Source organism: Streptomyces sp. RLA123 (assembly GCF_056270165.1).
The window spans coordinates 5,282,616-5,308,926 of the sequence record NZ_JBWDOR010000003.1; the positions used below are offsets into that span (position 1 = coordinate 5,282,616).

Sequence of the window (26,311 nt, forward strand, 5' to 3'; positions counted from 1 at the left end):
GAAGGCACGGACTGGCCCCCGTGAGGGACACACGAGAGAGCCGGCTTCTGCTGGTGCTGCTGGTGGCGATCGCGTTCGCGCTGATCACCGTCGACATCCGCGGTGGTGAGGACTCACCGCTGGACGGTGCCCGGTCCGCCGCGGCCGCCGTCTTCGGCCCCGTGGAGAACGGGGTCGCGGCGGCGGTCGATCCGGTGGACAACGCCGTGGACGCGGTACGCGACTCAGGCGACCGCAGCAGCCGGATCGGCGAACTGGAGCGGGAGAACGCCGAGCTGAAGCAGCAGCTCGGCAGCAAGGACGCCACGCGCGCCCGCGCCCGCGAACTCGACAAGCTGCTCAAGACCGCCGGGGCCGGCCAGTACCGCGTCAAGGGCGCCCAGGTCATCGCGATAGGAGCCGCGCAGGGCTTCTCATGGACGGTCACCATCGACGCCGGCGCCAACGACGGCATCGAGCGCGACATGACCGTCATCAACGGCGACGGCCTGGTCGGCCGGGTCACCACCGTCGGCCCGTCCACCTCCACCGTGCTGCTGGCCTGCGACCCGGACTTCACCGTCGGCACCCGTCTGGAGAAGTCCTCCGAACTCGGCTTCGCCTCCGGTCAGGGCAACCGCCCCATGCAGGTGCAGCTGCTCAACGGCAAGGCACATGTGAGGAACGGCTACCGGCTGGTCACCTTCGGCTCGCAGGCCGGCAAGCCGTTCGTGCCCGGCGTCCCGGTCGGCACCGTCTCCAAGGTCGACCGCGCGGGCGGCGGTCTCACCCGGACCGTCGAGGTCACCCCGTTCGTCGGCTTCACCAAGCTCGACATCGTCGGCGTCGTCATCAAGGGCCCGCGCAAGGACCCCCGCGACTCGGTGCTGCCCGCCGGCCCGAAGCCGGTCCCGACGGTCACCGTCACGGTGACGCCGAGCGGCAACCCCTCTCGGCCGCCGGAGTCGACGCTCGACGGACAGGAGGAGGTCCGATGAAGCGCGTGCTGCTCTCGACCGGCCTGGTGGTCGCCGCCATGGTGATCCAGGTCTGTGTCCTGGCCCGGCTCCACCTGCCCGGCGCGGTGCCCGACCTGCTGCTCCTGGTCGTCCTCGGCCTCGCACTGACGTACGGCCATGTCGCCGGTGCCCTCATCGGGTTCGGCGCCGGCCTGCTCGCCGACCTCGCGCCGCCCGCCGATCACGCCGCCGGGCGCTACGCGCTCGTGCTGTGCGTCATCGGCTACGCCGCGGGCCTGGCCAAGCCCGACAGCGGCCAACTGCGTTCGGCCACCCGGCCGATGCTCGTGGTCGTCGCCGCGGCCATCGGCTCCACCGTGCTGTACGCCCTCGTCGGCGCCCTCGTGGGCGACACCGCGGCGCAGCATGTGGGTCTGGGTAAGCTGCTGTTCACCGCGGCCCTGTACGACCTGCTGCTCGCGCCCTTCACGGTGCCCTGGATCATGGGCCTGGCCCGTCGCCTGGACAACGACCCCCTCGCGGACGACGCCTCGGCGACCGGCTTCGGCGCCCGTATCGGCGGCCAGCGCCCGAGCCTGCTCGGCAAGGTGGGCAGCGTCGCCAAGGGAGGGCGGCGGCTGTGAGCAACATTCCCGAGACCGGCCGCACGTCCCGGGTCACCATCCGGCTGGTGGTTCTCCAGATCCTCGTGCTGTCGCTGCTGTTCACCCTCGGCGGCCGCCTGTGGTTCCTCCAGATCCGCGACGGCGACGACTACACGGCGCAGGCCAACAGCAACAACGTCCAGGAAGTCGTCACCCCCGCCGTGCGCGGGGCGATACTGGACGCCAAGGGTGTGCCCCTGGCCGACAACGAGACGCGCCTCGTGGTCTCCGCCAGCCGTACCGACCTGCTCAAGCAGAAGGACGACGGCAGGGCGGTGCTGACCCGGCTGGCGTCCGTGCTGCACATGAAGCCGGACGAGGTCGTCAAGAAGGTGCGGCTCTGCGACTCGCAGACCCCCAAGCCGTGCTGGAACGGCTCCCCGTACCAGCCCATCCCCATCACCGACGAGGCCACCACCCAGCAGGCGCTCCAGATCATGGAGCGCCGGGAGGACTTCCCCGGTGTCACCGCGGAGCCCACCGCCGTGCGCCGCTACACCTCACCGTTCGGGGCCAACGCCTCCCAGGTGCTCGGCTACCTCTCGCCCGTCACCGACGACGAGATCACCGACGCGGAGAAGCAGGGCCGGTCGCTGCTGCGCTCGGACCAGATCGGCCGCTCCGGTCTGGAGCGCACGTACGACACGCAGCTGCGGGGCACGGCCGGTGTGACCCGCTACGAGGTGGACAACCTCGGCCGGGTCATCGGCACGGCCGGCGAGACCGCCGCCGTGCCCGGCAGCAACCTGGTCACCAGCATCGACGCCCACGTCCAGTCGGTCGCCGAGAAGGAACTGCTCCAGGCGATGAAGGTCGCCCGCAAGACCTTCGACTCCGTCACGGGCAGCTACTACAAGGCGGACTCCGGCGCGGTCGTCGTCATGGACGTGCACACCGGCCAGGTCATCGCCATGGCCAGCGCCCCGACCTACGACCCCAACGTCTGGGTCGGCGGCATCTCGGCCAAGGACTACGCCACGCTCACCGGCAAGAAGTCCAACTTCCCGCTGCTGAACAGGGCCATACAGGGTCAGTCCGCCCCCGGTTCGACGTTCAAGGCGATCTCCACCTCCGCCGCGGTGAAGGCCGGATACTCCATCAACGGGCACTACCCCTGCCCGTCGTCGATGACCATCGGCGGCCGGGTCTTCAACAACTTCGAGGGCGAGAGCGCCGGTGAGATCACCCTGGCGCACGCGCTGGAGATCTCCTGCGACACCGTCTTCTACCACCTGTCCTACGACCAGTGGCTGAAGGACGGCGGCACCAAGCCCAAGAAGCACCCCGCGGACTGGTTCTACAAGACCGCCAAGGCGTACGGCCTGGGTTCGCTCACCGGTATCGACCTGCCCGCCGAGGTCACCGGCCGCATCCCCGACCGGCAGTGGAAGCGCGACTACTACGAGGCCAACAAGACCTACTGGTGCAAGGTCGCCAAGAGCGACAAGCAGGACTACGCGAGCCAGATCGCGCGCGAGAACTGCGTCGACGGCTATGTGATGCGCGCCGGTGACTCGGTCAACTACGCCATCGGCCAGGGCGACACACTCGTCACCCCGATCCAGATGGCCCGCGTCTACTCGGCCATCTCCAACGGCGGCAAGCTGTACCAGCCGACCATCGGCAAGGCGATCATCAGCGCCGACGGCAAGACGATCACCAGGATCAAGCCGAAGGTCACCGGCCAGGCCCCGGCGAGCGCGAACACCCTGAAGTACATCAACCAGGCCCTGCAAGGCGTCGTCACCAGTGGTACCGCCGCCTGGCGCTTCGGCGGCTGGCCGCAGGACAAGATCACCCTGCACGCCAAGACCGGTACCGCGGAGGTCGCCGGCAAGCAGACCACCTCGTGGTTCACCACGTACTCCAAGGACTACGCGGTCATCATGACGATCTCCCAGGGTGGTACGGGTTCCGGTGGTTCCGGCCCGGCCGTCCGCGCCATCTACGAGGCCATGTACGGCGTTCAGAAGGACGGGTCGATCGACAACAAGAAGGCGCTGCTCCCGCACCCCGAGAGCGCGCTGCCCAAGATCACCGCGGACGGCACGATCCAGGCCCGCAAGGCGGCCTGGGACGTGCCCGCCCTCCCGTCCGCCCCGGTCGACGCCGTGTTCACCGCCGCCGCACTGCCCCCGGACCGCACCGAGAGGTTCCTGCTGGGCAGGAGGTACGGGGCATGAGCACCAGCGGTTACACGATGCGGCGCTTCACCCCCGAGCGGGGCGCCATCGGCAAGCTCATGGCGCGTGACTCGATAGTGCGCCGGATGGACTGGGTCCTGCTCGGCGCGGCACTCGCGCTGTCGATGATGGGCGCCGCCCTGGTGTACTCGGCGACCCGCAACCGCACCGAACTCACCCACGGCGACCCGCTCTACTTCCTGTTGCGGCACCTGCTCAACACCGCCATCGGCTTCGGCCTCGCGGCCGGCACGGTGGCGCTCGGCCACCGCCGGCTGCGCGGGGCGGTGCCGGTGCTGTACGCGATCTCGGTCCTGCTGGTGCTGGCCGTCCTGACCCCGGTCGGGTCGACGGTCAACGGCGCGCACGCCTGGATCGTGCTCGGCGGCGGCTTCTCCCTCCAGCCGTCCGAGTTCACCAAGCTCACCATCATCTTGAGCATGGCGATGATGCTCTCGGCCCGGGTCGACGCCGGCGACCGGCTCCACCCGGACCACCGCACGGTGGCCCAGGCGCTGGGCTTCGCCATCCTGCCGATGGCCATCGTCATGCTGATGCCCGACCTGGGCTCGGTCATGGTCATGGCGGTCATCGTGCTCGGCGTGCTCCTCGCCTCCGGCGCCTCCAACCGCTGGGTGCTCGGCCTCATCACGGCGGGCGCCGGCGGCGCCGTCGCGGTGTGGCAGCTCGGCGTCCTGGACCAGTACCAGATCGACCGCTTCGCCGCCTTCGCCAACCCCGCGCTCGACCCCGCGGGCGTCGGCTACAACACCAACCAGGCGCGCATCGCGATCGGCTCGGGCGGACTGCTCGGCAAGGGACTGTTCCACGGCAGCCAGACCACCGGTCAGTTCGTGCCGGAGCAGCAGACCGACTTCGTCTTCACCGTGGCGGGGGAGGAGCTCGGCTTCGTCGGCGCCATGCTCATCATCGTCCTGCTCGGCGTCGTCCTCTGGCGGGCCTGCAAGATCGCGCGCAACGCGACCGACCTGTACGGCACGATCATCGCCGCGGGCGTCGTGGCCTGGTTCGCCTTCCAGGCCTTCGAGAACATCGGCATGACGCTCGGCATCATGCCGGTCGCCGGTCTGCCCCTGCCGTTCGTCTCGTACGGCGGATCCTCGATGTTCGCGGTCTGGGTCGCGGTCGGGCTCCTCCAGGCAGTGAAGATGCAGCGCCCCATGTCCGCCTGATCGGGTCCGCTGGGTGAGCTCACCATTGCGGTGACCCCAACCCCCGATTACGGTCCAGTCATGGGAAAGCGTGTCGCGGAGACCGAGCGCAAGTACGAGACCGCCGGACGGAGCCGGGAACCGGATCTGGACGGGCTGCCCGGTGTGGCGTCCGTCCGGGCCATGGAACCGGCCGAGCTCGACGCGGTCTACTACGACACCGCCGACCTGCGCCTGGCGACCCGTCGCATCACGCTGCGGCGGCGCAGCGGGGGCGACGACGCGGGCTGGCACCTGAAACTGCCCACGACCCTCGCCGACACGCGCACCGAGGTCCACGCGCCGCTGGGCAGGCAGGGGCGCAAGGGCGGCCCGCGCGTCCCCCCGGCCCTCGCCGACGAGATCGCCGTCGTCGTCCGCGGCCGTGAACTCGTCCCCGTCGTGCGGCTGCGCACCGCCCGCAAGCGGGTCCGGCTGCTGGACGCCAAGGGCGAGGCGCTGCTCGAGATCGCCCGCGACCATGTCACCGCCGCCGTCCTCGACAGTGGCGGGCACTCCGTCTCGGAAACCACCTGGGACGAGGTGGAGGCCGAACTCGTCGAGGGCGGCAGAGCCCTGCTCGACGCCCTGGAGAAGCGGCTCGTCAAGGCCGGACTGCGACGCTCCGAGAGCCCCTCCAAACTCGCCCGCGCCCTCGGCGACCGCCTGGAGAACGCGCCCCGGCCGGCCGCGCCGCCCGCTACCGTCGACAGCGCCGGCGATGTGGCGATGACCTACGTGCACCAGCAGGTCGACGCCATCGCCGCCTGGGACCCCGCCGTCCGCCGCGACGAGGCGGACGCCGTCCACCAGATGCGGGTCTCCACCCGGCGGCTGCGCAGTGCGCTCAAGAGCTTCCGCCGCGAACTCGACCGCCGCGCCACCGACCCGATCGGCGACGAACTGAAGTGGCTGGCCGGCGTCCTCGGCCTGGAACGGGACCGCGAAGTGCTCGCCGAACGCCTCCGGGACCGCCTCGACGACCTTCCCGGCGACCTCGTCACGGACGATCTGACCGAGCGCGTCGGCGGCGACGCCCCCGTCCACGAGGGCGCTCGCGCCGACCTCCTGCGGGAACTCGGCGGTGCCCGCTACTTCCGCCTCCTCGACACGCTCGAGGCCCTGCTCGGCGCCCCCCCGTACCTCGACCGCGCCAAGGCGCCCGCCGCGCCCGCCGGCGGCAAGGTCGTCAGCCGCGACCACCGCCGCCTGCGCGAGCGCGTCGAGCCCGCGCTCGCCATGGAACGGGGCCACGAACGCGACCTCGCCCTCCACGAGGCCCGCAAGGCCGCCAAGCGCGCCCGCTACAGCAGTGAGGCCGCCCAGGCCGTCCCGGGCCTGCGCAAGCCCGCGAAGAAGCACACCAAGCGCATGAAGTCCGTCCAGCAGGTCCTCGGCGAGCACCAGGACAGCGTCATCTGCCGCGACGCCGTCGTCCGTCTCGCCGAGGGCGCCCGCACGGCCGGCGAGGACACCTTCCCCTACGGTGTGATGTTCCAGCTCGAACGGGACCTCGCCGACGCCGCGGAGGACGCCCTCCCCAAGACCTGGGGCAAGGCCGACCGCGGCAGCCTCGCGGGGTGAGCGGGCCCCTGCGGTCCCCGCACGGGGTGTGCCGCGGGGACCGGTGAGCGGCCGGGGAGCCGACCACGACGCGTTACGCTGAATGGTCACCACCCTGCCAGCTCACGAAAGACACCTCTCATGCCTGTCGAGTCGGTCTTCCCTCGCCTGGAAGCGCTTCTCCCCCACGTTCAGAAGCCCATCCAGTACGTCGGCGGAGAGCTGAACTCCACCGTGAAGGACTGGGACTCCTGCGACGTCCGCTGGTCTTTGATGTACCCGGACGCCTATGAGGTCGGGCTCCCCAACCAGGGCGTCATGATTCTCTACGAGGTGCTCAACGAGCGCGAGGGCGTGCTGGCCGAGCGCACCTACAGCGTCTGGCCGGACCTCGAGGCGCTGATGCGGGAGCACGGCGTCCCGCAGTTCACCGTCGACGCCCACCGCCCGGTGAAGGCCTTCGACGTGTTCGGCCTCAGCTTCTCCACGGAGCTCGGCTACACGAACATGCTCACCGCCCTGGACCTCGCGGGCATCCCGCTGGAGGCCAAGGACCGCACCGAGGACGACCCGGTCGTCCTCGCGGGCGGCCACGCGGCCTTCAACCCCGAGCCCATCGCCGACTTCCTGGACGCGGCCGTGGTCGGCGACGGCGAGCAGGCCGTCCTGGAGATCACCGACCTGATCCGCGCCTGGAAGGCCGAGGGCCGCCCCGGCGGCCGCGACGAGCTGCTCTTCCGGCTGGCCCGCACCGGCGGGGTGTACGTGCCGAAGTTCTACGACGTGGAGTACCTGGCCGACGGCCGGATCGCCCGCATGGTGCCCAACCGCTCCGGTGTGCCGTGGCGCGTGTCCAAGCACACGGTCATGGACCTCGACGAGTGGCCGTACCCCAAGCAGCCGCTCGTCCCGCTCGCCGAGACCGTCCACGAGCGCATGTCCGTGGAGATCTTCCGCGGCTGCACCCGCGGCTGCCGCTTCTGCCAGGCCGGCATGATCACCCGCCCGGTGCGCGAGCGCAGCATCACCGGCATCGGCGAGATGGTCGAGAAGGGCCTGAAGGCGACCGGCTTCGAGGAGGTCGGCCTGCTGTCGCTGTCCTCCGCGGACCACACCGAGATCGCCGAGGTCGCCAGGGGGCTCGCCGACCGGTACGAGGAGGACAAGATCGGCCTGTCCCTCCCCTCCACCCGCGTCGACGCCTTCAACATCGACCTGGCCAACGAGCTCGCCCGCAACGGCCGCCGTTCCGGCCTCACCTTCGCCCCCGAGGGCGGCTCCGAGCGTATCCGCAAGGTCATCAACAAGATGGTCTCGGAGGAGGACCTGATCCGCACGGTCGCCACCGCCTACGGCAACGGCTGGCGCCAGGTGAAGCTGTACTTCATGTGCGGTCTGCCCACCGAGACCGACGAGGACGTCCTGCAGATCGCCGACATGGCGAAGAACGTCATCGCCAAGGGCCGCGAGGTCACCGGGCAGAACGACATCCGCTGCACGGTCTCCATCGGCGGTTTCGTGCCCAAGCCGCACACCCCGTTCCAGTGGGCCCCGCAGCTCGGCGTCGAGGAGACCGACGCCCGCCTGGAGAAGCTCCGCGACTCCATCCGCGGCGACCGGAAGTACGGCCGCAACATCGGCTTCCGCTACCACGACGGCAAGCCCGGCATCATCGAGGGCCTGCTCTCCCGCGGCGACCGCCGCGTCGGCGCGGTCATCCGCGCCGTCTACGAGGACGGCGGCCGCTTCGACGGCTGGCGCGAGCACTTCTCCTACGACCGCTGGGTCCGCATGTGCGAGAAGGCGCTCCCGGAGCAGGGCGTCGACCTCGCCTGGTACACCACCCGCGAGCGCACCTACGAGGAGGTCCTGCCCTGGGACCACCTGGACTCCGGCCTGGACAAGGACTGGCTCTGGGAGGACTGGCAGGACGCCCTCGACGAGACCGAGGTCGACGACTGCCGGTGGACGCCGTGCTTCGACTGCGGCGTGTGCCCGCAGATGGACACCCACATCCAGATCGGCCCGACCGGCAAGAAGCTCCTGCCGCTGACGGTCAACAACGCCGCGCCTGCGGCGGCTGCCGGTGGTCACGCGCACTGAGGTGCGCCGCGGAGCTCAAGCCGTGAGGCCCTCGATCGCCACGGGAAGGTGACGGGGGCCCCGCAGCACCGCGTTGGCGCGGTACGGCGGCGGGTCCTGGAGCAGCCCGGAGAACGTGACCCGGCGGAACAACTCCGGCACGGCCAGATGCAGTTCTATCCGGGCGAGCGGGGCGCCGAAGCAGTAGTGGATCCCGGTGTAGAAACCCAGGTGCTCGTTGTCCTTGCGGTCGGGGTCGAACCGGTCGGGGTTCTCGAAGCGTTTGGGGTCGCGGTTGGCCGCGGCCAGCATGAGCCACACCGGCGAGCCCTTGGGAATCGTGGTGCCGGCGATGTCGATGTCGGCCAGCGCGGTGGTCCACGGCACGAACTGGACCGGGGGCTCGTACCGCAGCACTTCCTCGATGAGCGGGACGGCCAGTTCCGGCTCCTTCCGGAAGCGCTCGAGGACGTCGGGGTGGCGCAGCAGGGTGAGGGTCGTGTTCGTGATCGCGTTGACGGTGGTCTCGTGGCCGGCGACCAGGAGCAGCACCGCGGTGGCCTCCAGGTCCGCCGGTGTCATGTCGGGGGCGAGCGCGCTGAGCATCCCGGGGCCGGGGTGGCGGCGTTTGGCCTCGATCAGGCCGGCCAGGTAGTCGCCCAGCTCCTGGCGTGCCTGCTGTCCCTTTGCCAGGCCGGCCTCGCCGGCCTGGGGATCGAGTGACGACGCCAGGGCGTCGGCCCAGCCGTGGAAGCGCGATTCGTCCTCGCGCGGCACGCCCAGGACCTTGCAGATGGCGGTGACGGGAAGGGGGTAGGCGAAGTCCTCGACGATGTCGACCTGGTCCTTGCCCTCGAAGGCGTCGAGCAGTTCCGTGACGACCTTGGCCAGGTCCGCGCGCAGGCTGTCGAGGAACCTCGGGCTGTGCGGGGGACCGAACGGCCGGTTGATGGTGTCGCGCAGCCGGTCGTGCACCGGCGGGTCGGTGAAGATGAAGCTCGGCGGCAGGTTCGTGTCGCCCGCGTTCGCCCTGCGGGCGTAGCCGGCGGCCCGGTTGCGCGTGTCGTTGCTCAGCCGTGGGTCGTTGGCCAGACTCCGCACCTCGTGGTACGTGCTGACCACGTAGGTGCCGTCGTCCAGCAGCCTGACCGGCGTCCTGCGCAGCTCCTCGTAGAGCGGGTACGGATCGGCCCGATGAGCGTAGTCGGTGATCTGCTCGATGATGGTGCCGGTCGTCATGGCGTCTCCTGGGGGCTCCGGGCGGCACAGGGCCGGTGATCAGGCGTGCGAGGGGGTGAAGGCGACACGCCGTTCGCTCGGTGAGTGGCCCGTCAGCGTGACCGTGGCCCCGTGGCTGGGCAGATGCGGATCCGGGAAGGCCGGGTCGACCGGCTGCGAGGTCTCGAAGCGGCGGTCGACCGTGCGGTACTCGGGCGGGAAGGGCGCGCCGGCCGCGATCTGCTGCTCGTAGAAGCCGAGCCACTTGGCCCCGTCGAAGGACACCGCGGCGATGACGCGGCCGCGGTAGCCGTACACCGCGACGAACCGGTCCTCGGCGAGCGCCCCTTGGGTGACGACCAGGCGGTCGCCCAGCGGCGGCACGCCCACGGACTTGATGTTGACGCCGAACTGGGAGGACCAGAACATCGGCAGCCACAGGTGGGGACGGCGGTCGGGACCCGCGCAGACCATGTTGTGGGCGGCGATCTCGGCCTGCTCGACCGCGTTGCCCCAGTGCTCCAGCGACAGGAACTGGTAGTCGAACAGCGGGTGGGGGCTGCGTGCGACATCCCCGGCGGCGTAGATGTCGTCGGTGACGATGCCGTTGACGTCGAACACCCGGCACCCGGCGTCGCAGGCGATCCCCCGGGGACCCGCGGCCAGCCCCGAGCCGGCGAGCCAGTCCGTGTTCCGGACAGCGCCGAGCGAGACGACCGCCACCTCGACGTCGAGCACCGAGCCGTCCGACAGATGGGCGCGCCTGAGCCGTCCGACGTAGTCGCCCTCCAGCGCGGTGACGCTGATGCCGCAGCGGAGATCGACTCCCTTTCCGCGCTGCATGCGGTCCGCGACCGCGCCGATCACCCCGCCGAGCGCCCCCACCAGCGGGGCCGGGCCGCGCTCGGCCACCGTGACCTCGATGCCGAGCTCCCGGCAGGCGGAGGCGACCTCGGAGCCCGTGAAACCGGCGCCGATCACCAGCACCCGGGACACGCCCCCGGTCAGCTTCCGGCGCAGGCGTACGGAGTCGTCGCGGGTACGCAGCACGAACACCCCGTCCAGCGCGGCCTCTTCCGGATGGATCCAGGGCCGTGCCCTGGTCCCGGTGGTGATCAGCAGGCGGTCGTAGGGAACGGTGTCCCCGTTGGCCAGGCGTACGAGTTTGGCGTCCCGGTCCAGGCCCTCGGCGGCGACGCCCAGACGCCATTCGGCGTCGATGTCGCGCCGCCGCGGCAGCGCGGTGTCCTCGGGGCGCGCGCGTCCGAGCAGCGCCTGCTTGGACAGCGGCGGCCGGTCGTAGGGTTCGTACGGCTCGTCGCCGATCATGGTCAGCGAACCGGTGAAGCCCTGGTCGCGCAAGGTCTCCGCCGCGCGCAGACCGGCCAGCGAGGCACCGACGACGACAATGCGGCCCCGGCGCCGCAGGACCTCGACGTCCGTGTCAGCCGACATGGGGTTCCACCCCCTTGGTCGGCTCGTCGGACCAGTCGACAAGGATCGCCTGGACCGGGCAGGCGGCCGAGGCCTTCTCGACCCGGTCACGTTGCGCCTCGTCGAAGCGAGGCGAGAACAGCAGCGCTTCGTCCCCGTGGAGGGAGAAGACGTCCGGGGCGAGGAAGACGCACTGCGCGAATCCCTGGCACCGGTTGAGATCGACGACAAGCCTCATCTGGAATCCGCTCCCTGATCAGGCCGCGGTCCCCCCGGTGCGTCGGCGGTCCGCGCCGTGAGCTCCGCAACCGTTGCGCTCGGTCAACACGATCCGATGGCGTGCCTCCCCACAAGAATCGGCTCCCTCTCAGTGGCCCGCAATCCGGGAGCGCGGCATCCGAAACCCGTTCAGTCACGGCCGTCGAGGCAGGCGGGGGTGCCCCGCGAAGACGCCCTGCCCCGGCTCCCGGACTGCCGGCACCGCCTCCCGGGCGTCCCGGATCGGCCGCCCGGTGGCCGAACTTCTCGTGGCCGGGGAAGAGTTCCGACGGCTGGGGGCCCCACGGCGTGACCGGCGAACCGGGCCCTCGTCTGCCGCCGGACGCCGGCGCCCGACGAGGGGACGTGCCCGGCTGCGCCGTCGGCCCGGAGGTGACGCAGACTGGAGCCGTGCCGCCCTCACTCGTGCGTCCCACCACCGCCGTCCACGCGTCCTACATCGCCGCGATGGAGGAGTTCCGGGCGGAGGGGCGCGGTGCCCGGGGCGAGATCTCGGCGATAGGGAACGCGCTGCGCGCATACGGCGGCCGCTGGCGGGATCCGGCGGTCTTCGCCGAGTACGTGGCCGGTGTGCGGGGCCCGACACGCGACCCGGTCGACCTGTGCGTGACGTACTGGTACGTGGACGGGGACGTCTTTCTCGGCCGGCTCTCCGTCCGCCCGCAACTGACCCCGCCCTGGGGCGAACTGCTCGGCCACGTCGGCTACGACGTCCGGCCCACGGCCCGGCGCAGGGGACACGCGACCGCGATGCTCCGTGACGCCGTGCCGCTGGCCCGCCAACTCGGCCTCGATCCCGCCCTGGTCACCTGCGACGCCGGCAACGTGGGCTCGCGGAAGGTCATCGAGGCCAACGGCGGGGTCCTCGACGGCGCCGCCGGTGGCAAGATGCGCTTCCGGGTGTGACGCCGGGGGCCTGCGACACCTGGGGCACGAGGCCCCGTACGGGGCCCCTGGTGCACGGTGCGGATTCGGAAGTCCGGAACCCCCAGTAACCTGGAAGGTGACAAGCAGCCCCACTCGGGGCGACCAGACGCAACGAGGGACTGAACGACACTGGGCAAGCGACAGCCCGAAGGCCCGCCGCCCGCACCCGCGGTGCAGCGCATCCGACTGCGCTACACCAAGCGCGGCCGCCTCCGGTTCACCAGCCACCGCGACTTCCAGCGCGCATTCGAGCGGGCGCTGCGGCGTGCCGACGTGCCCATGGCGTACTCGGCCGGATTCACCCCGCATCCCAAGGTGTCGTACGCGAACGCCGCTCCCACCGGCGTCGGCAGCGAGGCCGAGTACCTGGAGATCGCGCTCGCCGAGACCCGCGAGCCGGAGAAGCTGCGCCTGCTGCTGGACGAGTCGCTGCCCGGCGGTCTCGACGTCGTCGACGCCGTGGAGGCCCGCACCTCGGGTCTCGCCGAGCGGCTGGAGGCGTCGGTGTGGCAGCTGCGGCTGGACGGTGTGGAGCAGGCCGACGCCGAACGAGCGGTGGCCGCGTTCCTCGCCGCCGGGACCGTCGAGGTCCAGCGGATGACGAAGAACGGCGTGCGCAGTTTCGACGCGCGCGGTGCCGTGACGCGGCTCGAAGTGGTGGACCCGCAGGTCGTCGGGGGCCATGGCGACGACTTCGAACAGGGTGCCGATAGGCCTGGGCCAGCACCTTGTGCGATACTGCGGCTGGTTGTTCGGCATTTGACACCTGCCGTGCGACCCGACGACGTCCTGTCCGGCCTCCGTGCGGTGGCCGACCTCGCGCCGCCGGTCCCCGCAGCGGTGACCAGGCTGGCGCAGGGGCCGCTCGACGAGGAGACCGGCACGGTGACCGATCCGCTCGCGCCTGACCGCGATGCTGCGACGGTACCGGAAGGCTCAGCGTAGGACTGCCGTCGTTGTGCCGCCGAGGCGTTCGGGGTGACCCGGAACCGGCAGTACGCATCAGACGAGACTTTCGTCGGCCCGTCAGGCGGTGCCGACGAGCGATACGACAGCTCCCGTGTGGCGCCCGCGCCCCCGGGCGGCGGCACCGCGAAGACGCGGGCCGCCGTGAACCGGATCAGGGCGCGGCGCCCGGGAGCGCGACGGGAGAAATGCCCGCATGCTCGAGAACAACGAGCCGAACGAGACGCCCGAGAACGGCGCCTCTGGAACTGCCACCGGTGGCACCGGCGGCACCGGCACAGAGGCGACAGCCGCTCCGCGCCGACGGCGCCGCGCGGCCTCACGGCCGGCGGGTCCGCCCGCCGGCGCCGTGAACGCCCCCGAGGCGGCCGACGCGCCCGACGGGACTCCGGCCATACCAGCCGAAGCGCCCGCCGAGGCCGAGGCCGCACCCGCGCGCACCCGCCGCCGGGCCACCCGCAAGGCCGTCGCTCCAGAGAGCCGGCCGGAAGAAGCCGCGCCAGGCGATACGACGCCGGGAGACGCGACGGAGGCCGCCCCGGCCCCGGCACGCCGTCGTGCCACGCGCAAGACGGCCGCCTCGGCGCAGAGCGCCGAGAGCGCCGAGACCCCCCAGGACACCGGGTCCGCGCCGACCGCGCCCGCGGCGGAGCAGGCCGAGCCGTCCGCCGCACCGCCCCGTGCGCGGCGTCGTGCGACGCGGAAGGTGGCCAGCCCCGAGCCGGCCGCCGCCGCCGGCACGCAGGCCGAGGAACTTCAGGCGGATCTGCCGCTGCACGCGGAGACCGCGGCCGAGACGCCCGCGGCGGAGCAGGCCGAGCCGTCCGCCGCACCGCCCCGTGCGCGGCGTCGTGCGACGCGGAAGGTGGCCAGCCCCGAGCCGGCCGCCGCCGCCGAGGCAATGGCTCCCGCCGAGGTCGCGGCCGCCGCGGACGCTCCCGCGAAGGCACTGCAGGAGCCTGCCGCGCGCCCGCGCGGCAGGGCCGCGAAGACGGAGAGGACCCAGGAGGCGGAGCAGCCCAAGGCGCGCCGCAGCCGCAAGCGTGCAGCACCGGCCGCTTCGTTCCTCGCGGCCGACGACGGCTCGCGCCGCCTCAAGCCGGGCGCGCTCGCGCCCCGTGAGGAGCGGGCGGCGGCCGTGCAAGCGGAGGCCCCCGAGGCGCCCGCCGCCGTGCCGCAGCGGCACACCTACACGGCCAAGGCCATCCAGGACGGGTCCGGCTGGGCCGTCGAGGTCGAGGACGCGTACGAGATCCGCGGCTACGGCGACACCGTCGAGGAGGCGCGTGCCAAGGCCGTCGAGGCCGTGGCGGAGGCCTTCGGCGTGCCCGTCGGCAGCGTGGTCGTCAAGGTCCAGGGCGAGGTCCAGCGCGAGGTGTCCGGCAGCGGGCGGCGCGCGGCCGAGGAGCCCGTGGCCGAGGAGCCCGTGACCGAGGCCGCCGCTGTCGAGGCCCCCGCTGTCGAGGCTGCCGAGGAGGAGCCCGCACGGTCGCGCGGCCGCCGTCGCGCGGCCCGCCCGCCGGTGGCCGTGTTCCAGGCGCCGGTGTTCCAGGCCCCCGGTGTGGCGCCGCTGGAGCGGCCGCAGGCCGAGCGGCCCGTCGAGCACGAGGACGACGCCGCCGCCGGACACGAGGTTGACGCCGCCGACGGACCCGAGGCCGACGAGTACCCGGCCGCCGAGAGCGTCGGCCGTCGTCGCCGCCGTCGTCGCCGGGGTGAGCCCGCCGAGGCGGTCGTGACCGAGGCCGACGACACGCACGGCGGCCGCATCGCCGAGGAGCACGACGCCGACGAGCACGAGCACGACGCCCACGACGACGCCGACGCGGAGACCGACGACCACGAGGCGGACGACGACCACGACGGCGACCGTCCGTCCCGCCGCCGCCGCCGGGGTGGCCGCCGCCGCCGTCGCGGCGAGGCCGCCGATGGCGACGAGGCCGCCGCCGGCGAGGAGGACGAGGGCGACGAGGACGCCGAGGACGACGAGGACCACGCGGGCGACAGCACGAGCAGCCGTCGCCGCCGTCGTCGTCGCCGTCGTGGCGGTGACGGCCCGGGCGAGGAGACGCTGGGCGAGGACGCCCCCGAGCGCACGGTCGTCAAGATCCGTGAGCCCCGCAAGGCGGCCGAGCCGGTCGACGAGGTGCAGTCCATCAAGGGCTCCACGCGTCTGGAGGCCAAGAAGCAGCGCCGCCGGGAGGGCCGCGAGCAGGGCCGCCGCCGGGTGCCGATCATCACCGAGGCCGAGTTCCTGGCCCGCCGCGAGGCGGTCGAGCGTGTCATGGTCGTGCGCGAGAACGGCGACCGGACGCAGATCGGCGTCCTGGAGGACGGCGTCCTCGTCGAGCACTACGTCAACAAGGAGCAGGCCACCTCCTACGTCGGCAACGTCTACCTGGGCAAGGTCCAGAACGTCCTGCCGTCCATGGAGGCCGCGTTCGTCGACATCGGCAAGGGCCGCAACGCGGTGCTCTACGCCGGTGAGGTCAACTTCGAGGCGCTGGGTATGTCAGGCGGCCCGCGCCGCATCGAGGCGGCCCTGAAGTCGGGCCAGCCGGTCCTGGTGCAGGTCACCAAGGACCCGATCGGCCACAAGGGCGCCCGCCTGACGAGTCAGGTCTCGCTGCCCGGCCGCTACCTGGTCTACGTGCCCGAGGGCTCGATGACCGGCATCAGCCGCAAGCTGCCCGACACCGAGCGCGCCCGGCTGAAGCAGATCCTCAAGAAGATCGTCCCCGAGGACGCGGGCGTCATCGTGCGCACCGCCGCCGAAGGCGCGAGCGAGGACGAGCTGCGCCGTGACGTCGAGCGGCTGCAGTCGCAGTGGGAGGACATCCAGAAGCGGGCCAAGACCGGCAACGCGCCGTCGCTGCTGTACGGCGAGCCGGACATGACCGTCCGGGTCGTCCGCGACATCTTCAACGAGGACTTCACCAAGGTCATCGTCAGCGGCGACACCGCGTGGGAGACCATCGACGACTACGTCACGAACGTCGCGCCGGACCTCGGCGACCGGCTGGGCCGCTGGAACTCCGAGGTCGACGTCTTCGCCACGTACCGGATCGACGAGCAGCTGCTGAAGGCGCTGGACCGCAAGGTCTGGCTGCCGAGCGGCGGTTCGCTGGTGATCGACCGGACCGAGGCCATGGTCGTCATCGACGTCAACACCGGCAAGTTCACCGGCCAGGGCGGCAATCTCGAGGAGACGGTCACCAGGAACAACCTGGAGGCGGCCGAGGAGATCGTGCGTCAGCTGCGGCTGCGCGACCTGGGCGGCATCATCGTGATCGACTTCATCGACATGGTGCTGGAGTCCAACCGCGACCTGGTCATGCGCCGCCTGCTGGAGTGCCTGGGCCGGGACCGCACCAAGCACCAGGTGGCGGAGGTCACTTCGCTGGGCCTGGTGCAGATGACCCGCAAGCGGGTCGGGCAGGGCCTGCTGGAGTCGTTCTCCGAGACCTGCGTGCACTGCAACGGGCGTGGCGTCATCGTCCACATGGACCAGGCCACGACGGTCGGGGGTGGCGGCAAGCGCAAGCGCCGCCGCGGTGGCGAGGAGCCGGCGGCCGAGGCGGCGGCCGGCGTCGCCGAAACCGAGGCCGACGAGACCGAGGACTTCCCCGAGTTGGAGCCGGCCGCGGTCGCCGAGGCCGAGCTGGTGCCCGCGGTCGGTGCGGACGAGGAGTGGTTCAGCAGCCCGGCGGAGGCCGAGGCGGCGGCCGGTCGGCGTTCCCGGCGGCGCGCGTCGCGGCGGGTCACCGCCCCGGTGAGCTCGCCCGACGCCACGGCGGAGGTCGTCATGGTCGTCCCGGCCGCGGTCCCGGCCACCGAGCCGCAGGAAGCGGAGGCCGCCGCGGTCGCCGAGCCCGTCCAGGCCGTCATGGCGGCGCAGCCGGGCCAGGAACCCGTCGCGGAGGCGGCGCCCCCGGCCCGTACCCGGCGCCGGGCGACCCGCAAGGTCAGCGCTCCCAGCGCCGCGGCCGGCGAGGCCGAGACGGTGGTCGTCCCGGCCGCGGCGGAGCCGGTCGCCGAGCAGGCTCCGGCCGCCGGGCCGGAGCCCGTCGCGGAGACCGCCGAGGTCGCGCCGCCCGCGCCGCGCCGTCGTGCCACGCGCAAGGTGTCCGCCCCCTCGGGCCCGCCCAGCGCCGACGCCGAGGCCGCCGTCCTGGTCATCCCGGCCGCCGACACGCAGCCGGCGGACACGACCGCGGAACCGGCGCAGGATGCGGAGGCCGAGGCGGAGCCCAAGAAGCGGGCCCCGCGCAAGACCGCGGCCAAGAAGGCCCCGGCCAAGAAGGCCGCCGCCAAGAAGACGGTCGCGAAGAAGACCGCGGCCAAGAAGACGGCGACGAAGAAGTCCGCCGCCAAGGCCACGGCCGAGGCGCCCACCGAGGCGTCCTGACCCAGGGTCACCGCACGCGGGCCGTCCCCCACCGGGGGGCGGCCCGTGGCGCGTCCCCCGGCATGCGCATCCCGGTTTGACCCCATCGGGGACGCCCCGTAACCTTGACCTTCGGCGTTTTAGCGCCCATTCCTGAGCACCTCCCTTCCGGCTCCGGCCGGGAGAGGCCCCCCACGCTCCGCAGGGACGGCTGGCGTCAGGAGTGACGATCCGAGCGAGAGAGTGAGTTCCGCGTGTACGCAATCGTGCGCAGCGGTGGCCGCCAGCACAAGGTGGCCGTCGGCGACATCGTTGAGGTTGACAAGATTTCCACGGGCAAGGTGGGCGACGCGGTCGAGCTCTCGACCCTGCTCGTGGTCGACGGCGAAGCCGTCACCAGCGACCCGTGGGTGCTGGCCGGGATCAAGGTCCAGGCCGAGATCGTGGACCACCACAAGGGCGTCAAGATCGACATCCTGCGGTACAAGAACAAGACCGGCTACCGCCGTCGTCAGGGTCACCGCCAGCAGTACACGGCGCTGAAGATCACCGGCATCCCCGCCGCTGCGAAGTAAGGGACTGAAGAGAGATGGCACACAAGAAGGGCGCATCGTCCACTCGGAACGGTCGCGACTCCAATGCCCAGCGGCTCGGCGTCAAGCGCTTCGGCGGCCAGGTCGTGAACGCCGGTGAGATCATCATCCGCCAGCGCGGTACCCACTTCCACCCCGGCGCGGGCGTCGGCCGTGGCAAGGACGACACGCTGTTCGCCCTCGCCGCCGGTGCGGTCGAGTTCGGCACCAGCCGTGGTCGCAAGGTCGTGAACGTCGTCCCGGTCGCCTGAACGATCGCAGACGTACGACGTCACCGAGGGCGGACGCTGCTTCCCGGTCGGGAAGCAGGTCCGCCCTCGGCGCGTTGCACCAACGGCATCAGCACGTAACAGCATGTTTTAGGAGGAAGACGGCATGACAACCTTCGTGGACCGCGTCGAGCTGCACGTCGCCGCGGGTAACGGGGGCCATGGCTGCGCCTCCGTGCACCGGGAGAAATTCAAACCGCTGGGCGGTCCCGACGGCGGCAACGGCGGACGGGGCGGCGACGTGATGCTGGTCGTCGACCAAGCGGTCACGACGCTCATCGACTACCACCACAGCCCCCACCGCAAGGCGACCAACGGCAAGCCCGGCGAGGGCGGCAACCGCTCCGGCAAGGACGGCACGGACCTGGTCCTGCCGGTGCCGAACGGCACCGTCGTCCTGGACAAGCAGGGCAATGTGCTCGCCGATCTCGTCGGCCACGGCACCACCTACATCGCCGGCCAGGGCGGCCGCGGCGGCCTCGGCAACGCGGCGCTGTCCTCCGCTCGCCGCAAGGCGCCCGGCTTCGCGCTGCTGGGCGAGCCGGGCAAGGACGAGGACATCGTCCTGGAGCTCAAGACCGTCGCCGACGTGGCGCTGGTCGGCTACCCGAGCGCGGGCAAGTCCTCGCTCATCTCCGTTCTGTCGGCCGCCAAGCCGAAGATCGCCGACTACCCGTTCACCACGCTCGTGCCCAACCTGGGCGTGGTCACCGCCGGGTCCACCGTGTACACCATCGCGGACGTCCCCGGGCTGATCCCGGGTGCGAGCCAGGGCCGCGGGCTGGGCCTGGAGTTCCTGCGGCACGTCGAGCGCTGCAGCGTCCTCGTCCACGTCCTGGACACCGCCACCCTGGAGTCCGAGCGCGACCCGGTCTCCGACCTCGACACCATCGAGGAGGAGCTGAAGGCGTACGGCGGTCTGGGCGACCGGCCGCGGATCGTCGTGCTCAACAAGGTGGACGTGCCTGACGGGCAGGAACTGGCCGACATGGTCCGTCCCGAACTGGAGTCCCGCGGCTACCAGGTCTTCGAGGTCTCCGCGGTCGCCCACAAGGGCCTGCGGGAGCTGTCGTACGCCCTCGCAGGCGTCGTCGCGGAGGCGCGGGCCGCCAAGCCCGTCGAGGAGGCCACGCGCATCGTCATCCGGCCCAAGGCCGTGGACGACGACGGCTTCACCATCGTCGCCGAGGACGGCTTCTACCGGGTCGTCGGCGAGAAGCCCGAGCGCTGGGTGCGCCAGACCGACTTCTCCAACGACGAGGCCGTCGGCTACCTCGCCGACCGGCTCGCCCGCCTCGGGGTCGAGGAGAAGCTCGTCAAGGCCGGTGCCCGCGAGGGCGACGAGGTCGTCATCGGCGCCAGGGAGGACGCTGTCGTCTTCGACTGGGAGCCGTCCATGGCCGCCGGCGCCGAGATGCTGGGCCGCCGCGGCGAGGACCACCGTTTCGACGAACCGCGGCCGGCCGCGCAGCGGCGCAAGGACCGGGACGCGGAATACAGCGATCCGGACCGGGAGTTCGAGGGCTTCGACCCGTTCGATTCCTGAGCCACGCCGTCAACGCCGAGGGCCGGTCCCCCCATCGTGGGGGACCGGCCCTCGGCGTCTGCTGGAGCGTGTACGGGGCCTGGGCCCCGGTGCGGCCTGTGTCAGCTCACTGAAGCCTGCAGAGGCGCGGTGTCGCTGTTCTGCTCCTGTGCCAGTGCGTGCGTCCGGGCTTCCTTCTCCATCCGCGCCATGAGGCGTTCGAAGTCGCGGGTCGACAGCAGCAGCTTGTAGATGATGGCGAGCTCGAAGATCAGCAGCAGGACGGCCGCGGCGATCGTGGTGCCCACGATGAACCCCGTCAGGGGGGCGATGATGAACACGGCCATCTGGAACTCGATGCCGCTGATGAGGTGCGGGCGGACCCGGTGCCGGATCAGGAAGTCCCGGAAGGCCGCGTAGGGGCCGAAACGGCTCTTGAAGCTCCGCTGGAGGTCGACGACCGGGGCGGCGGCCTCGGGCGCCGCGGTGGCGTCGTCGTTCGGCGTCAGCGGCTCCGTGACGCCGGCCGGAACGCCGGTGGTGGCGGCCGGGCGGGAGGGGGCGTTCTCCGCGGTTTCGGCGGCGGCGGCCTCCTCCTCGCGCAGCAGGTCCTCCATGAACTTCAGACCACCCTGGGAGTGCAGCTCCGCCTGGCGCTGTTGGAGCTTCACGCGCATGCCGTGGCGGACCTTGAAGATCTGCAGGGCGTCCAGGTAGCGCAGCGCGTCGAGGAACACCACCGCGACGGCCAGCCACATGTAGATGACGTCACCGGTGCGGTGGAACTGGCCGCCCATGAGGGCGACGGCGCAGGCCAGCACGCGGATGCGGTCGAAGATGTAGTCGAGCCAGCCGCCGAACTCCGAGCCCTTGCCCGTGAGCCGCGCCAGCTTCCCGTCCATGCAGTCCAGGACGAAGCTGAAGTGGTACACGACCGCGCCCACGACGAGCCACTTCCAGTCGCCCATGGCGAAGCACGCGGCCGCCCCGAGGCCGAGCACCAGCGCCGCCCAGGTGATCTGGTTCGGGGTGATGCGGGTCCGCATGGCCGTCCAGCGCACCAAGGGTGTCGCCACCGGGTCGACCAGGAACACGGTCCACCAGGCGTCCCGCTTTTTCTCGGTGAGGCGACGTACTTCCGCGAGGGGCGGTATTTCCATGAAAGCGGACCCTTTCGAGGCGAATTGGGCATCCAGGAATTCTGTGGTGCCCTGACCGGGTGACGGCCGATGCGGCTGCGTCGTGCCTGCCGCCGGCGGAGGGCCGGGCCCTCGGTTCCGGCGGATCCAAGGCATCCGCCTGAAAAACCATACAGCCTGCGGCCAATGTGGATCTCTCCGGATCCGGGTGCAATGCACTAACGCTGCGAGCGCCGCCCGGATCTCCCGATGTCAGCCCGCATGCGGGGGCCGACGGACGTGATGCAGGTCACAGTCCGTTTTGCCCTGGAGTGCGCATAAAGTGGAATGTCCCCGAAGGGTGGCAGGCTATTCTATGTGGCTCAGTGGCCTGCCGGCCCTCCCGTCACCCACTGTTCATGTGCCAGGCGTGAACTCGTCTCCAAAAGTTGGGATGTCACGAGCTTCCAATGCAGGGGCCAGCCGCGTCCCGGAGCGAAGTTCCTGATGATGGAGGCTTGATGTCCCCGCGTGTCGACGCTGATCCTTTGATCACGGTGATCGTGCCTGCCTACAACGCGGCGGAGACAGTGGGAAGGGCACTGGATTCACTGGCGGTCCAGACGTTCCGCGATTTCGAGGCAGTTGTTGTCGACGACGCTTCGGGAGACCCGACCTGTGATGTCGTCGAGGATTATGCGGAACGGGTTCCCGGATTGCGGCTGATCCGGCGGGAGAACAACAGCGGCGGTGTGGGCGCCCCGCGCAACGACGGCATCCGCGCCGCCCGCGGCACGTACGTCATGTTCCTCGACGCCGACGACGAACTCCCCGCCAACGCCTGCGAGGTGCTGGCCGCGGGTGCGGCACGGAGCGGCGCCGACATCACCGCCGGGCGGGCCGAGCGGGTGAACACCGGGCGGGGCACCACCACGACCTGGCAGCCCGCTCTGTACGCGGCTGAACGCCATGTGGCCAGTGTCGCGGAATGGCCGGACCTGTTGAAGGACCCCATTGCCGCGGCCAAGCTCTATCGCCGTGAATTCCTCGTCGAGAACGACGTCCTCTTCCCGGAGGGCGTTTTCTACGAGGACACGTATTTCTCGGTCAAGTCCTACCACCGGGCGCGCGGGATATCGGTGCTCACGGAACCGGTTTATCACTGGATCTGGGAGCAGCGGCAGGGCGAGACCGCGTCCATCACGAACCGGCGCAATGAAATCCGGAGCATCAGCGACCGGATCCGCGTGCACCGCCTCGCGGATTCCTACCTGCGGGAGAACGACGCCCGTGAACTGAAAGTGCACAAGGACGCCAAATTCATCACCCACGACGTCCGCCTTTACACGAGGGAACTGCGCCAGGGTGACGCCGAGTATCTTTCCGAGTTCGCACGACTGGTCTCGGGCTATCTTTCCGAGGTGGAGCCCGAGGCCTACGGACTGTGCGCTCCGTTGGACCGGGTCCGGGCCTTCTACCTGCGCCAGGGACTGATCCCGCAGGCACTCACCGTGGCCGACTTCGAGCAGCGCCGCGGTGTCATCTCCACCGACCTCCACGAGGAGGACGGGCACGTCTACTGGTCGGGCAGCGGCCTGTCCCTGCCGGACGCCCGTGCCTTCCTCGACGTGACCGAGCTGGGACTCCAGAACGAGAAGTTCGAGAGCTCCCGCATGTTCCACCAGGTCGTCACCTTGGACCTGGAGGGCCGCACGCTCAGCTTCGCCGGCGAGATCGTCAACCAGTTCGGGCGCATCGCCCCTGAGGACAAGCTGGAACTGGTCCTCAGCAGCCGGTCCAAGGAACTGGGGAAGAAGACGGTCGGCCGGATCTCCGGCGTCCGGGTGGCCTCCGGCACCATCCAGTACACGGCGGCCCTCGAACTGGACGCGCTGCTCACCGAGTTCCCCGCGGAGGGCGTGGTGAACGTGGTGATGCAGGTGGTCTGGAAGGACCGCAAGCACACCACCGCGCTCTGTGTGCGCGGCCGCGATCTGACCGCTCTCAACCAGGTGCTGCGCCAGGAGGGCGTGGAGGCGTACGAGAGCGGCAGCGGGAACCTGACGCTGCGCCGGTCCACCGGCCTGGACGGCGCCGAGGGCGCCGCGCTGCTGCGCGAGCACGTGGCGGACTGGGGCTGGTGGCGGGACCGGGCCCTGCCCCAGGGCGCCCCGGCCCCCGCGTCGCCGTCCGTCGCCGTCGTCGTCTCCCCGGGGGGCGACGCCGAGGCGCTCCGCGCGTGCCTGAGCTCCGTAATCCTGCAGGAGGAGTTCCCCCGCGCCCAGGTGCTTCTCGCCGGCGCCGGGACCGGCGCCACGTCGGCGGTGGTCGGCGAGTTCGTGACCTCCCACGGCAACGTCCGAGTCGTCGACGACGCCTCCTCGAGCCTGTTCGACGCGGTGGTGGGGGCCGTCACCGCCCCCTACGCCCTCTTCCTGGACGGCTCCGGCGTCCTTGCCGAAGGCGTGCTGGGCCGGCTCACCGCGGCTGCCGCACGGCACTCCGCGGACCTGGTGCTCGGCGACATGGACCGCGGCCCCCGGGCCGAGGACACCGCTCCGGAGGTGGCCTGGCGGCAGTACCTCGGCGCCGGTCAGGAAGTGTTCCAAGGTGCCGTGGCCGCTCCCGGCCTCGTGTTCGCGACCGAGCTGGGCAACAAGCTGTTCCGGGTGGACCGGCTGCGCGGCCTGACCACCGACCTCGGCCCCGAGGGCAGGCTGGACCGCGTCCGCTTCGGCCTTGCCGCGCTGTTGCGGGCGGAGCGGATCGCGCTCCTCGACGCCCATGTGTACGGTTCGGCGGAGGCGGTGTCCGGCACCGCGGCGGGCCCGGTCGTCCGCGACCGGCTCGCCGAGGCCCGGAGCATGCTGGCGTTCTGCTCCTCCCTGCTCTCCGATCCGCTGCCGGCCGACCCCGGAAGCCGCGCCCTGCTGCAGCGCTTCGTGGCGGGCGCCTTCGAGGAGTCCATGACCACGCTGCCCAAGATGCTCCACCGGGCCGGCCTGGCGGAGATCTACGCGGACGTCCGCGCGCTGTACAAGGACATCCCCGACGACGTGATCCTCGAATACGCGCTGACGGACCGGTCCCGGTTGCTGCACCACGCGGTCAAGTCCGGCAGCATGCCGGTCTTCTGCGCGCCCGGCGACCAGCCCGAGTACGTACCGCGGCTGTCCATCACCGGCGAGATCGTGCACCGCGGACTGCGCGGCGACATCGAGCCCACGACGATCCTCCAGGTCGAGCGGAGGGCCGCGCTGCTGGAGTCGGTCCGGCCGGTGGACGGCGCGCTCCAGGTCGAGGGTCTGCTGCAACTGAGCGGTGTGGACCTCACCGAACTCCTCGAGAACGAGCTGACGCTGGTGCTCGGGTCGCCCGCGCACAGCGTGTCCGTGCCGGTGCGCCAGGTCTACCGGCGCGACCGCTGGCACGCCCGCAAGCGACAGGACCTGCACGGCGGCTGGCGCGCGATTCTCACCGCCGAGGACCTGGCGGGGCTGGGGGGCGCGCCGTACACGCTCACTCTGCGGGCGCACGACGGCGACGCCTGCGTCGACATCCCGCTGACCGCGCGCCCGGTGGCGCACCGCACCAAGGGTGTCGAGCGGATCGGGCGCTTCCGGTACGAGGTCGGCATCGGCAAGGACAACGCGCCGAGCCTCAAGGTCTCCCGTACCCGGTCGCTGCGGGGGGCCGGCCACTCGGTGCGCCGCTTCTGGTCGGAGACGGCGGACATCGTCACCCGTCAGCCCGGGTGGCTGCTCCGGCTGCTGTACTGGCTCAGCCGGCCGGTGCTCGGGCGCCGCGACATCTGGGTGGTCGGTGAGCGCCATGACACCGCTCAGGACAACGGCTACCACTTCTTCCGGTGGATGCGGGAGAACCACCAACGCCGGCACGTCTACTACGTGATCGACGCCAAGGCCGCCGACCGCGCCAAGGTCGCGCCGTTCGGCAACGTCGTGGACCGCGGATCGCTGAAGCACCGCCTGTACTTGCTCAACGCCACCCGGCTGATCTCCCCGTACGACCTGGAGGCGTACCTCGCGCCGCCGAACATCTCCAAGCCGGAGTTCCTGCGGCGTTTCGGCGACCTGCTGCACTACCGCCGCGTCTTCCTCCAGCACGGTGTGACCTACAACGACGTGTCGCAGTCGGCGCACCGTCAGTTCACCAATGTGGACCTGTTCGTGACGGTGTCCGAGGACGAGGCCGCGTACATCTCCCAGGAGATGGGTTACAGCAAGGACGAGGCCGTCGCCCTGGGCTTCCCGCGGTTCGACAAGCTGCAGCCCACCGAGGCGGAGCGCCCCACCGTGCTGCTGATGCCGACCTGGCGGCGGGACATCGTGGTGCCGTCGTACAACCGCAGCCGGCGGCCGAAGGTGCAGTTCGCCGCCTCCGAGTACTTCCGGTTCTACTCGCGCCTGCTGGCGGACGAGCGGCTCCGGGAGGCGCTGGAGCGCTCGGGCGTGCGCCTGGAGTTCTACCCGCACTACGAGATCCGGCCGTACCTGAAGCACTTCCGGGTGGACCACCCGAACATCGAGGTGGCCGACCAGAACCGGCGCGGTGTGCAGGAGGCGATGAAGGACTGCTCGCTCCTCGTCACGGACTATTCGTCGGTCTTCTTCGACGTCGCCTACATGGGCAAGCCCGTGGTCTACGTCCCCTACGACGAGGACGAGTTCTACACCCAGCACTACCGTCGCGGGTACTACAGCCTCACCGACAACGGGTTCGGCCCCGTGTGCCGGACGGTGGACGACGCGGTCGACGAGATCGTCGCCGCCATCGACCGGCGGTTCGAGGTGAGCAGCCCCTACCGGGAACGAGTGGAGTCCTTCTTCGTCCACCGGGACGAGGACAACTGCGCCCGCGTCTACGAGGCGATCGACCGGCTCGGCGCGAGGGCGAGCCGTTCCTGACGGACGGGACCTGACGGGCCAGTGG

At 71.2% G+C, this 26,311-nt stretch carries 17 protein-coding genes; 13 read left to right on the top strand and 4 right to left on the bottom strand.

Annotated features, from left to right (window positions below; genetic code table 11):
- The first annotated feature begins 20 nt into the window (after nucleotides 1–20).
- The 6 genes from mreC (at nucleotide 21) to RV983_RS24110 (ending at nucleotide 8,663) form a co-directional block, all read left to right on the top strand.
- Nucleotides 21–977, top strand: coding sequence for a rod shape-determining protein MreC (gene mreC, locus RV983_RS24085; protein WP_475987807.1), 957 nt, complete (start codon nucleotides 21–23; stop codon nucleotides 975–977).
- The gene (gene mreD / locus RV983_RS24090) at nucleotides 974–1,582 is read left to right on the top strand and encodes a rod shape-determining protein MreD (protein WP_475987808.1); all 609 of its coding nucleotides are present in this window, start codon (nucleotides 974–976) and stop codon (nucleotides 1,580–1,582) included. Before mreC ends, mreD begins: the two co-directional genes overlap by 4 nt.
- Complete coding sequence (gene mrdA / locus RV983_RS24095; protein WP_475987809.1) at nucleotides 1,579–3,786, top strand: penicillin-binding protein 2; 2,208 nt, start codon at nucleotides 1,579–1,581, stop codon at nucleotides 3,784–3,786. Before mreD ends, mrdA begins: the two co-directional genes overlap by 4 nt.
- A complete protein-coding gene (gene rodA / locus RV983_RS24100; RefSeq protein WP_475987810.1) occupies nucleotides 3,783–4,979 on the top strand; it encodes a rod shape-determining protein RodA in 1,197 nt (398 codons plus the stop codon). The genes mrdA and rodA overlap by 4 nt, the downstream gene beginning before the upstream one ends.
- Nucleotides 4,980–5,039: 60 nt before the next feature.
- A complete protein-coding gene (locus tag RV983_RS24105) occupies nucleotides 5,040–6,581 on the top strand; it encodes a CYTH and CHAD domain-containing protein (RefSeq protein WP_475987811.1) in 1,542 nt (513 codons plus the stop codon).
- Between the two features lie 120 nt (nucleotides 6,582–6,701).
- Complete coding sequence (locus RV983_RS24110; protein ID WP_475987812.1) at nucleotides 6,702–8,663, top strand: TIGR03960 family B12-binding radical SAM protein; 1,962 nt, start codon at nucleotides 6,702–6,704, stop codon at nucleotides 8,661–8,663.
- A gap of 15 nt (nucleotides 8,664–8,678) precedes the next feature.
- Here the strand turns inward: RV983_RS24110 and RV983_RS24115 are convergent, their stop codons facing one another.
- The 3 genes from RV983_RS24115 to RV983_RS24125 are packed head-to-tail and all read right to left on the bottom strand — an operon-like array spanning nucleotide 8,679 to nucleotide 11,532.
- On the bottom strand, nucleotides 8,679–9,881 hold the full coding sequence (locus RV983_RS24115) for a cytochrome P450 (protein ID WP_475987813.1): 1,203 nt from the start codon (nucleotides 9,879–9,881) through the stop codon (nucleotides 8,679–8,681).
- A 39-nt stretch (nucleotides 9,882–9,920) separates the two neighbouring features.
- Nucleotides 9,921–11,315, bottom strand: a complete 1,395-nt coding sequence (locus RV983_RS24120; protein ID WP_475987814.1) for an NAD(P)/FAD-dependent oxidoreductase — start codon at nucleotides 11,313–11,315, stop codon at nucleotides 9,921–9,923.
- Nucleotides 11,305–11,532: a ferredoxin gene (locus tag RV983_RS24125; RefSeq protein WP_475987815.1), complete on the bottom strand. Its 228-nt coding sequence runs from the start codon at nucleotides 11,530–11,532 to the stop codon at nucleotides 11,305–11,307. Before RV983_RS24125 ends, RV983_RS24120 begins: the two co-directional genes overlap by 11 nt.
- Nucleotides 11,533–11,963: 431 nt before the next feature.
- Here RV983_RS24125 and RV983_RS24130 point away from each other — a divergent pair, with 431 nt between their 5' ends.
- The 6 genes from RV983_RS24130 (at nucleotide 11,964) to obgE (ending at nucleotide 20,261) form a co-directional block, all read left to right on the top strand.
- The gene (locus tag RV983_RS24130; RefSeq protein WP_475987816.1) at nucleotides 11,964–12,479 is read left to right on the top strand and encodes a GNAT family N-acetyltransferase; all 516 of its coding nucleotides are present in this window, start codon (nucleotides 11,964–11,966) and stop codon (nucleotides 12,477–12,479) included.
- Nucleotides 12,480–12,671: 192 nt separating this feature from the next.
- A complete protein-coding gene (locus tag RV983_RS24135) occupies nucleotides 12,672–13,445 on the top strand; it encodes a TIGR03936 family radical SAM-associated protein (protein ID WP_475987817.1) in 774 nt (257 codons plus the stop codon).
- Between the two features lie 217 nt (nucleotides 13,446–13,662).
- On the top strand, nucleotides 13,663–17,874 hold the full coding sequence (locus tag RV983_RS24140; RefSeq protein ID WP_475987818.1) for an Rne/Rng family ribonuclease: 4,212 nt from the start codon (nucleotides 13,663–13,665) through the stop codon (nucleotides 17,872–17,874).
- A gap of 233 nt (nucleotides 17,875–18,107) precedes the next feature.
- Nucleotides 18,108–18,428: a 50S ribosomal protein L21 gene (gene rplU, locus RV983_RS24145; RefSeq protein ID WP_360906893.1), complete on the top strand. Its 321-nt coding sequence runs from the start codon at nucleotides 18,108–18,110 to the stop codon at nucleotides 18,426–18,428.
- 14 nt (nucleotides 18,429–18,442) lie between these two features.
- Nucleotides 18,443–18,697, top strand: a complete 255-nt coding sequence (gene rpmA, locus RV983_RS24150) for a 50S ribosomal protein L27 (RefSeq protein ID WP_319664657.1) — start codon at nucleotides 18,443–18,445, stop codon at nucleotides 18,695–18,697.
- Between the two features lie 124 nt (nucleotides 18,698–18,821).
- Entirely contained in the window at nucleotides 18,822–20,261 is a 1,440-nt protein-coding gene (gene obgE, locus RV983_RS24155; RefSeq protein WP_475987819.1) for a GTPase ObgE, read from the top strand.
- A 101-nt stretch (nucleotides 20,262–20,362) separates the two neighbouring features.
- Here obgE and RV983_RS24160 read toward each other — a convergent pair whose 3' ends face one another.
- Entirely contained in the window at nucleotides 20,363–21,400 is a 1,038-nt protein-coding gene (locus RV983_RS24160; protein ID WP_475987820.1) for a CDP-alcohol phosphatidyltransferase family protein, read from the bottom strand.
- A gap of 479 nt (nucleotides 21,401–21,879) precedes the next feature.
- Between RV983_RS24160 and RV983_RS24165 the strand changes: the two genes are divergently transcribed.
- Nucleotides 21,880–26,286, top strand: a complete 4,407-nt coding sequence (locus RV983_RS24165) for a bifunctional glycosyltransferase/CDP-glycerol:glycerophosphate glycerophosphotransferase (RefSeq protein ID WP_475987821.1) — start codon at nucleotides 21,880–21,882, stop codon at nucleotides 26,284–26,286.
- The last annotated feature ends 25 nt before the right edge of the window (nucleotides 26,287–26,311 follow it).

What these genes read in the sequence shown, in the direction of transcription:
- RV983_RS24115 (WP_475987813.1), bottom strand. Translation starts at nt 9,881, where the DNA reads ATGACGACCGGCACCATCATCGAGCAGATCACCGACTACGCTCATCGG.
- RV983_RS24110 (WP_475987812.1), top strand. Translation starts at nt 6,702, where the DNA reads ATGCCTGTCGAGTCGGTCTTCCCTCGCCTGGAAGCGCTTCTCCCCCAC.
- rodA (WP_475987810.1), top strand. Translation starts at nt 3,783, where the DNA reads ATGAGCACCAGCGGTTACACGATGCGGCGCTTCACCCCCGAGCGGGGC.
- obgE (WP_475987819.1), top strand. Translation starts at nt 18,822, where the DNA reads ATGACAACCTTCGTGGACCGCGTCGAGCTGCACGTCGCCGCGGGTAAC.
- RV983_RS24160 (WP_475987820.1), bottom strand. Translation starts at nt 21,400, where the DNA reads ATGGAAATACCGCCCCTCGCGGAAGTACGTCGCCTCACCGAGAAAAAG.
- RV983_RS24165 (WP_475987821.1), top strand. Translation starts at nt 21,880, where the DNA reads ATGTCCCCGCGTGTCGACGCTGATCCTTTGATCACGGTGATCGTGCCT.
- RV983_RS24105 (WP_475987811.1), top strand. Translation starts at nt 5,040, where the DNA reads ATGGGAAAGCGTGTCGCGGAGACCGAGCGCAAGTACGAGACCGCCGGA.
- mreD (WP_475987808.1), top strand. Translation starts at nt 974, where the DNA reads ATGAAGCGCGTGCTGCTCTCGACCGGCCTGGTGGTCGCCGCCATGGTG.
- RV983_RS24125 (WP_475987815.1), bottom strand. Translation starts at nt 11,532, where the DNA reads ATGAGGCTTGTCGTCGATCTCAACCGGTGCCAGGGATTCGCGCAGTGC.
- RV983_RS24120 (WP_475987814.1), bottom strand. Translation starts at nt 11,315, where the DNA reads ATGTCGGCTGACACGGACGTCGAGGTCCTGCGGCGCCGGGGCCGCATT.
- RV983_RS24140 (WP_475987818.1), top strand. Translation starts at nt 13,663, where the DNA reads ATGCTCGAGAACAACGAGCCGAACGAGACGCCCGAGAACGGCGCCTCT.
- rpmA (WP_319664657.1), top strand. Translation starts at nt 18,443, where the DNA reads ATGGCACACAAGAAGGGCGCATCGTCCACTCGGAACGGTCGCGACTCC.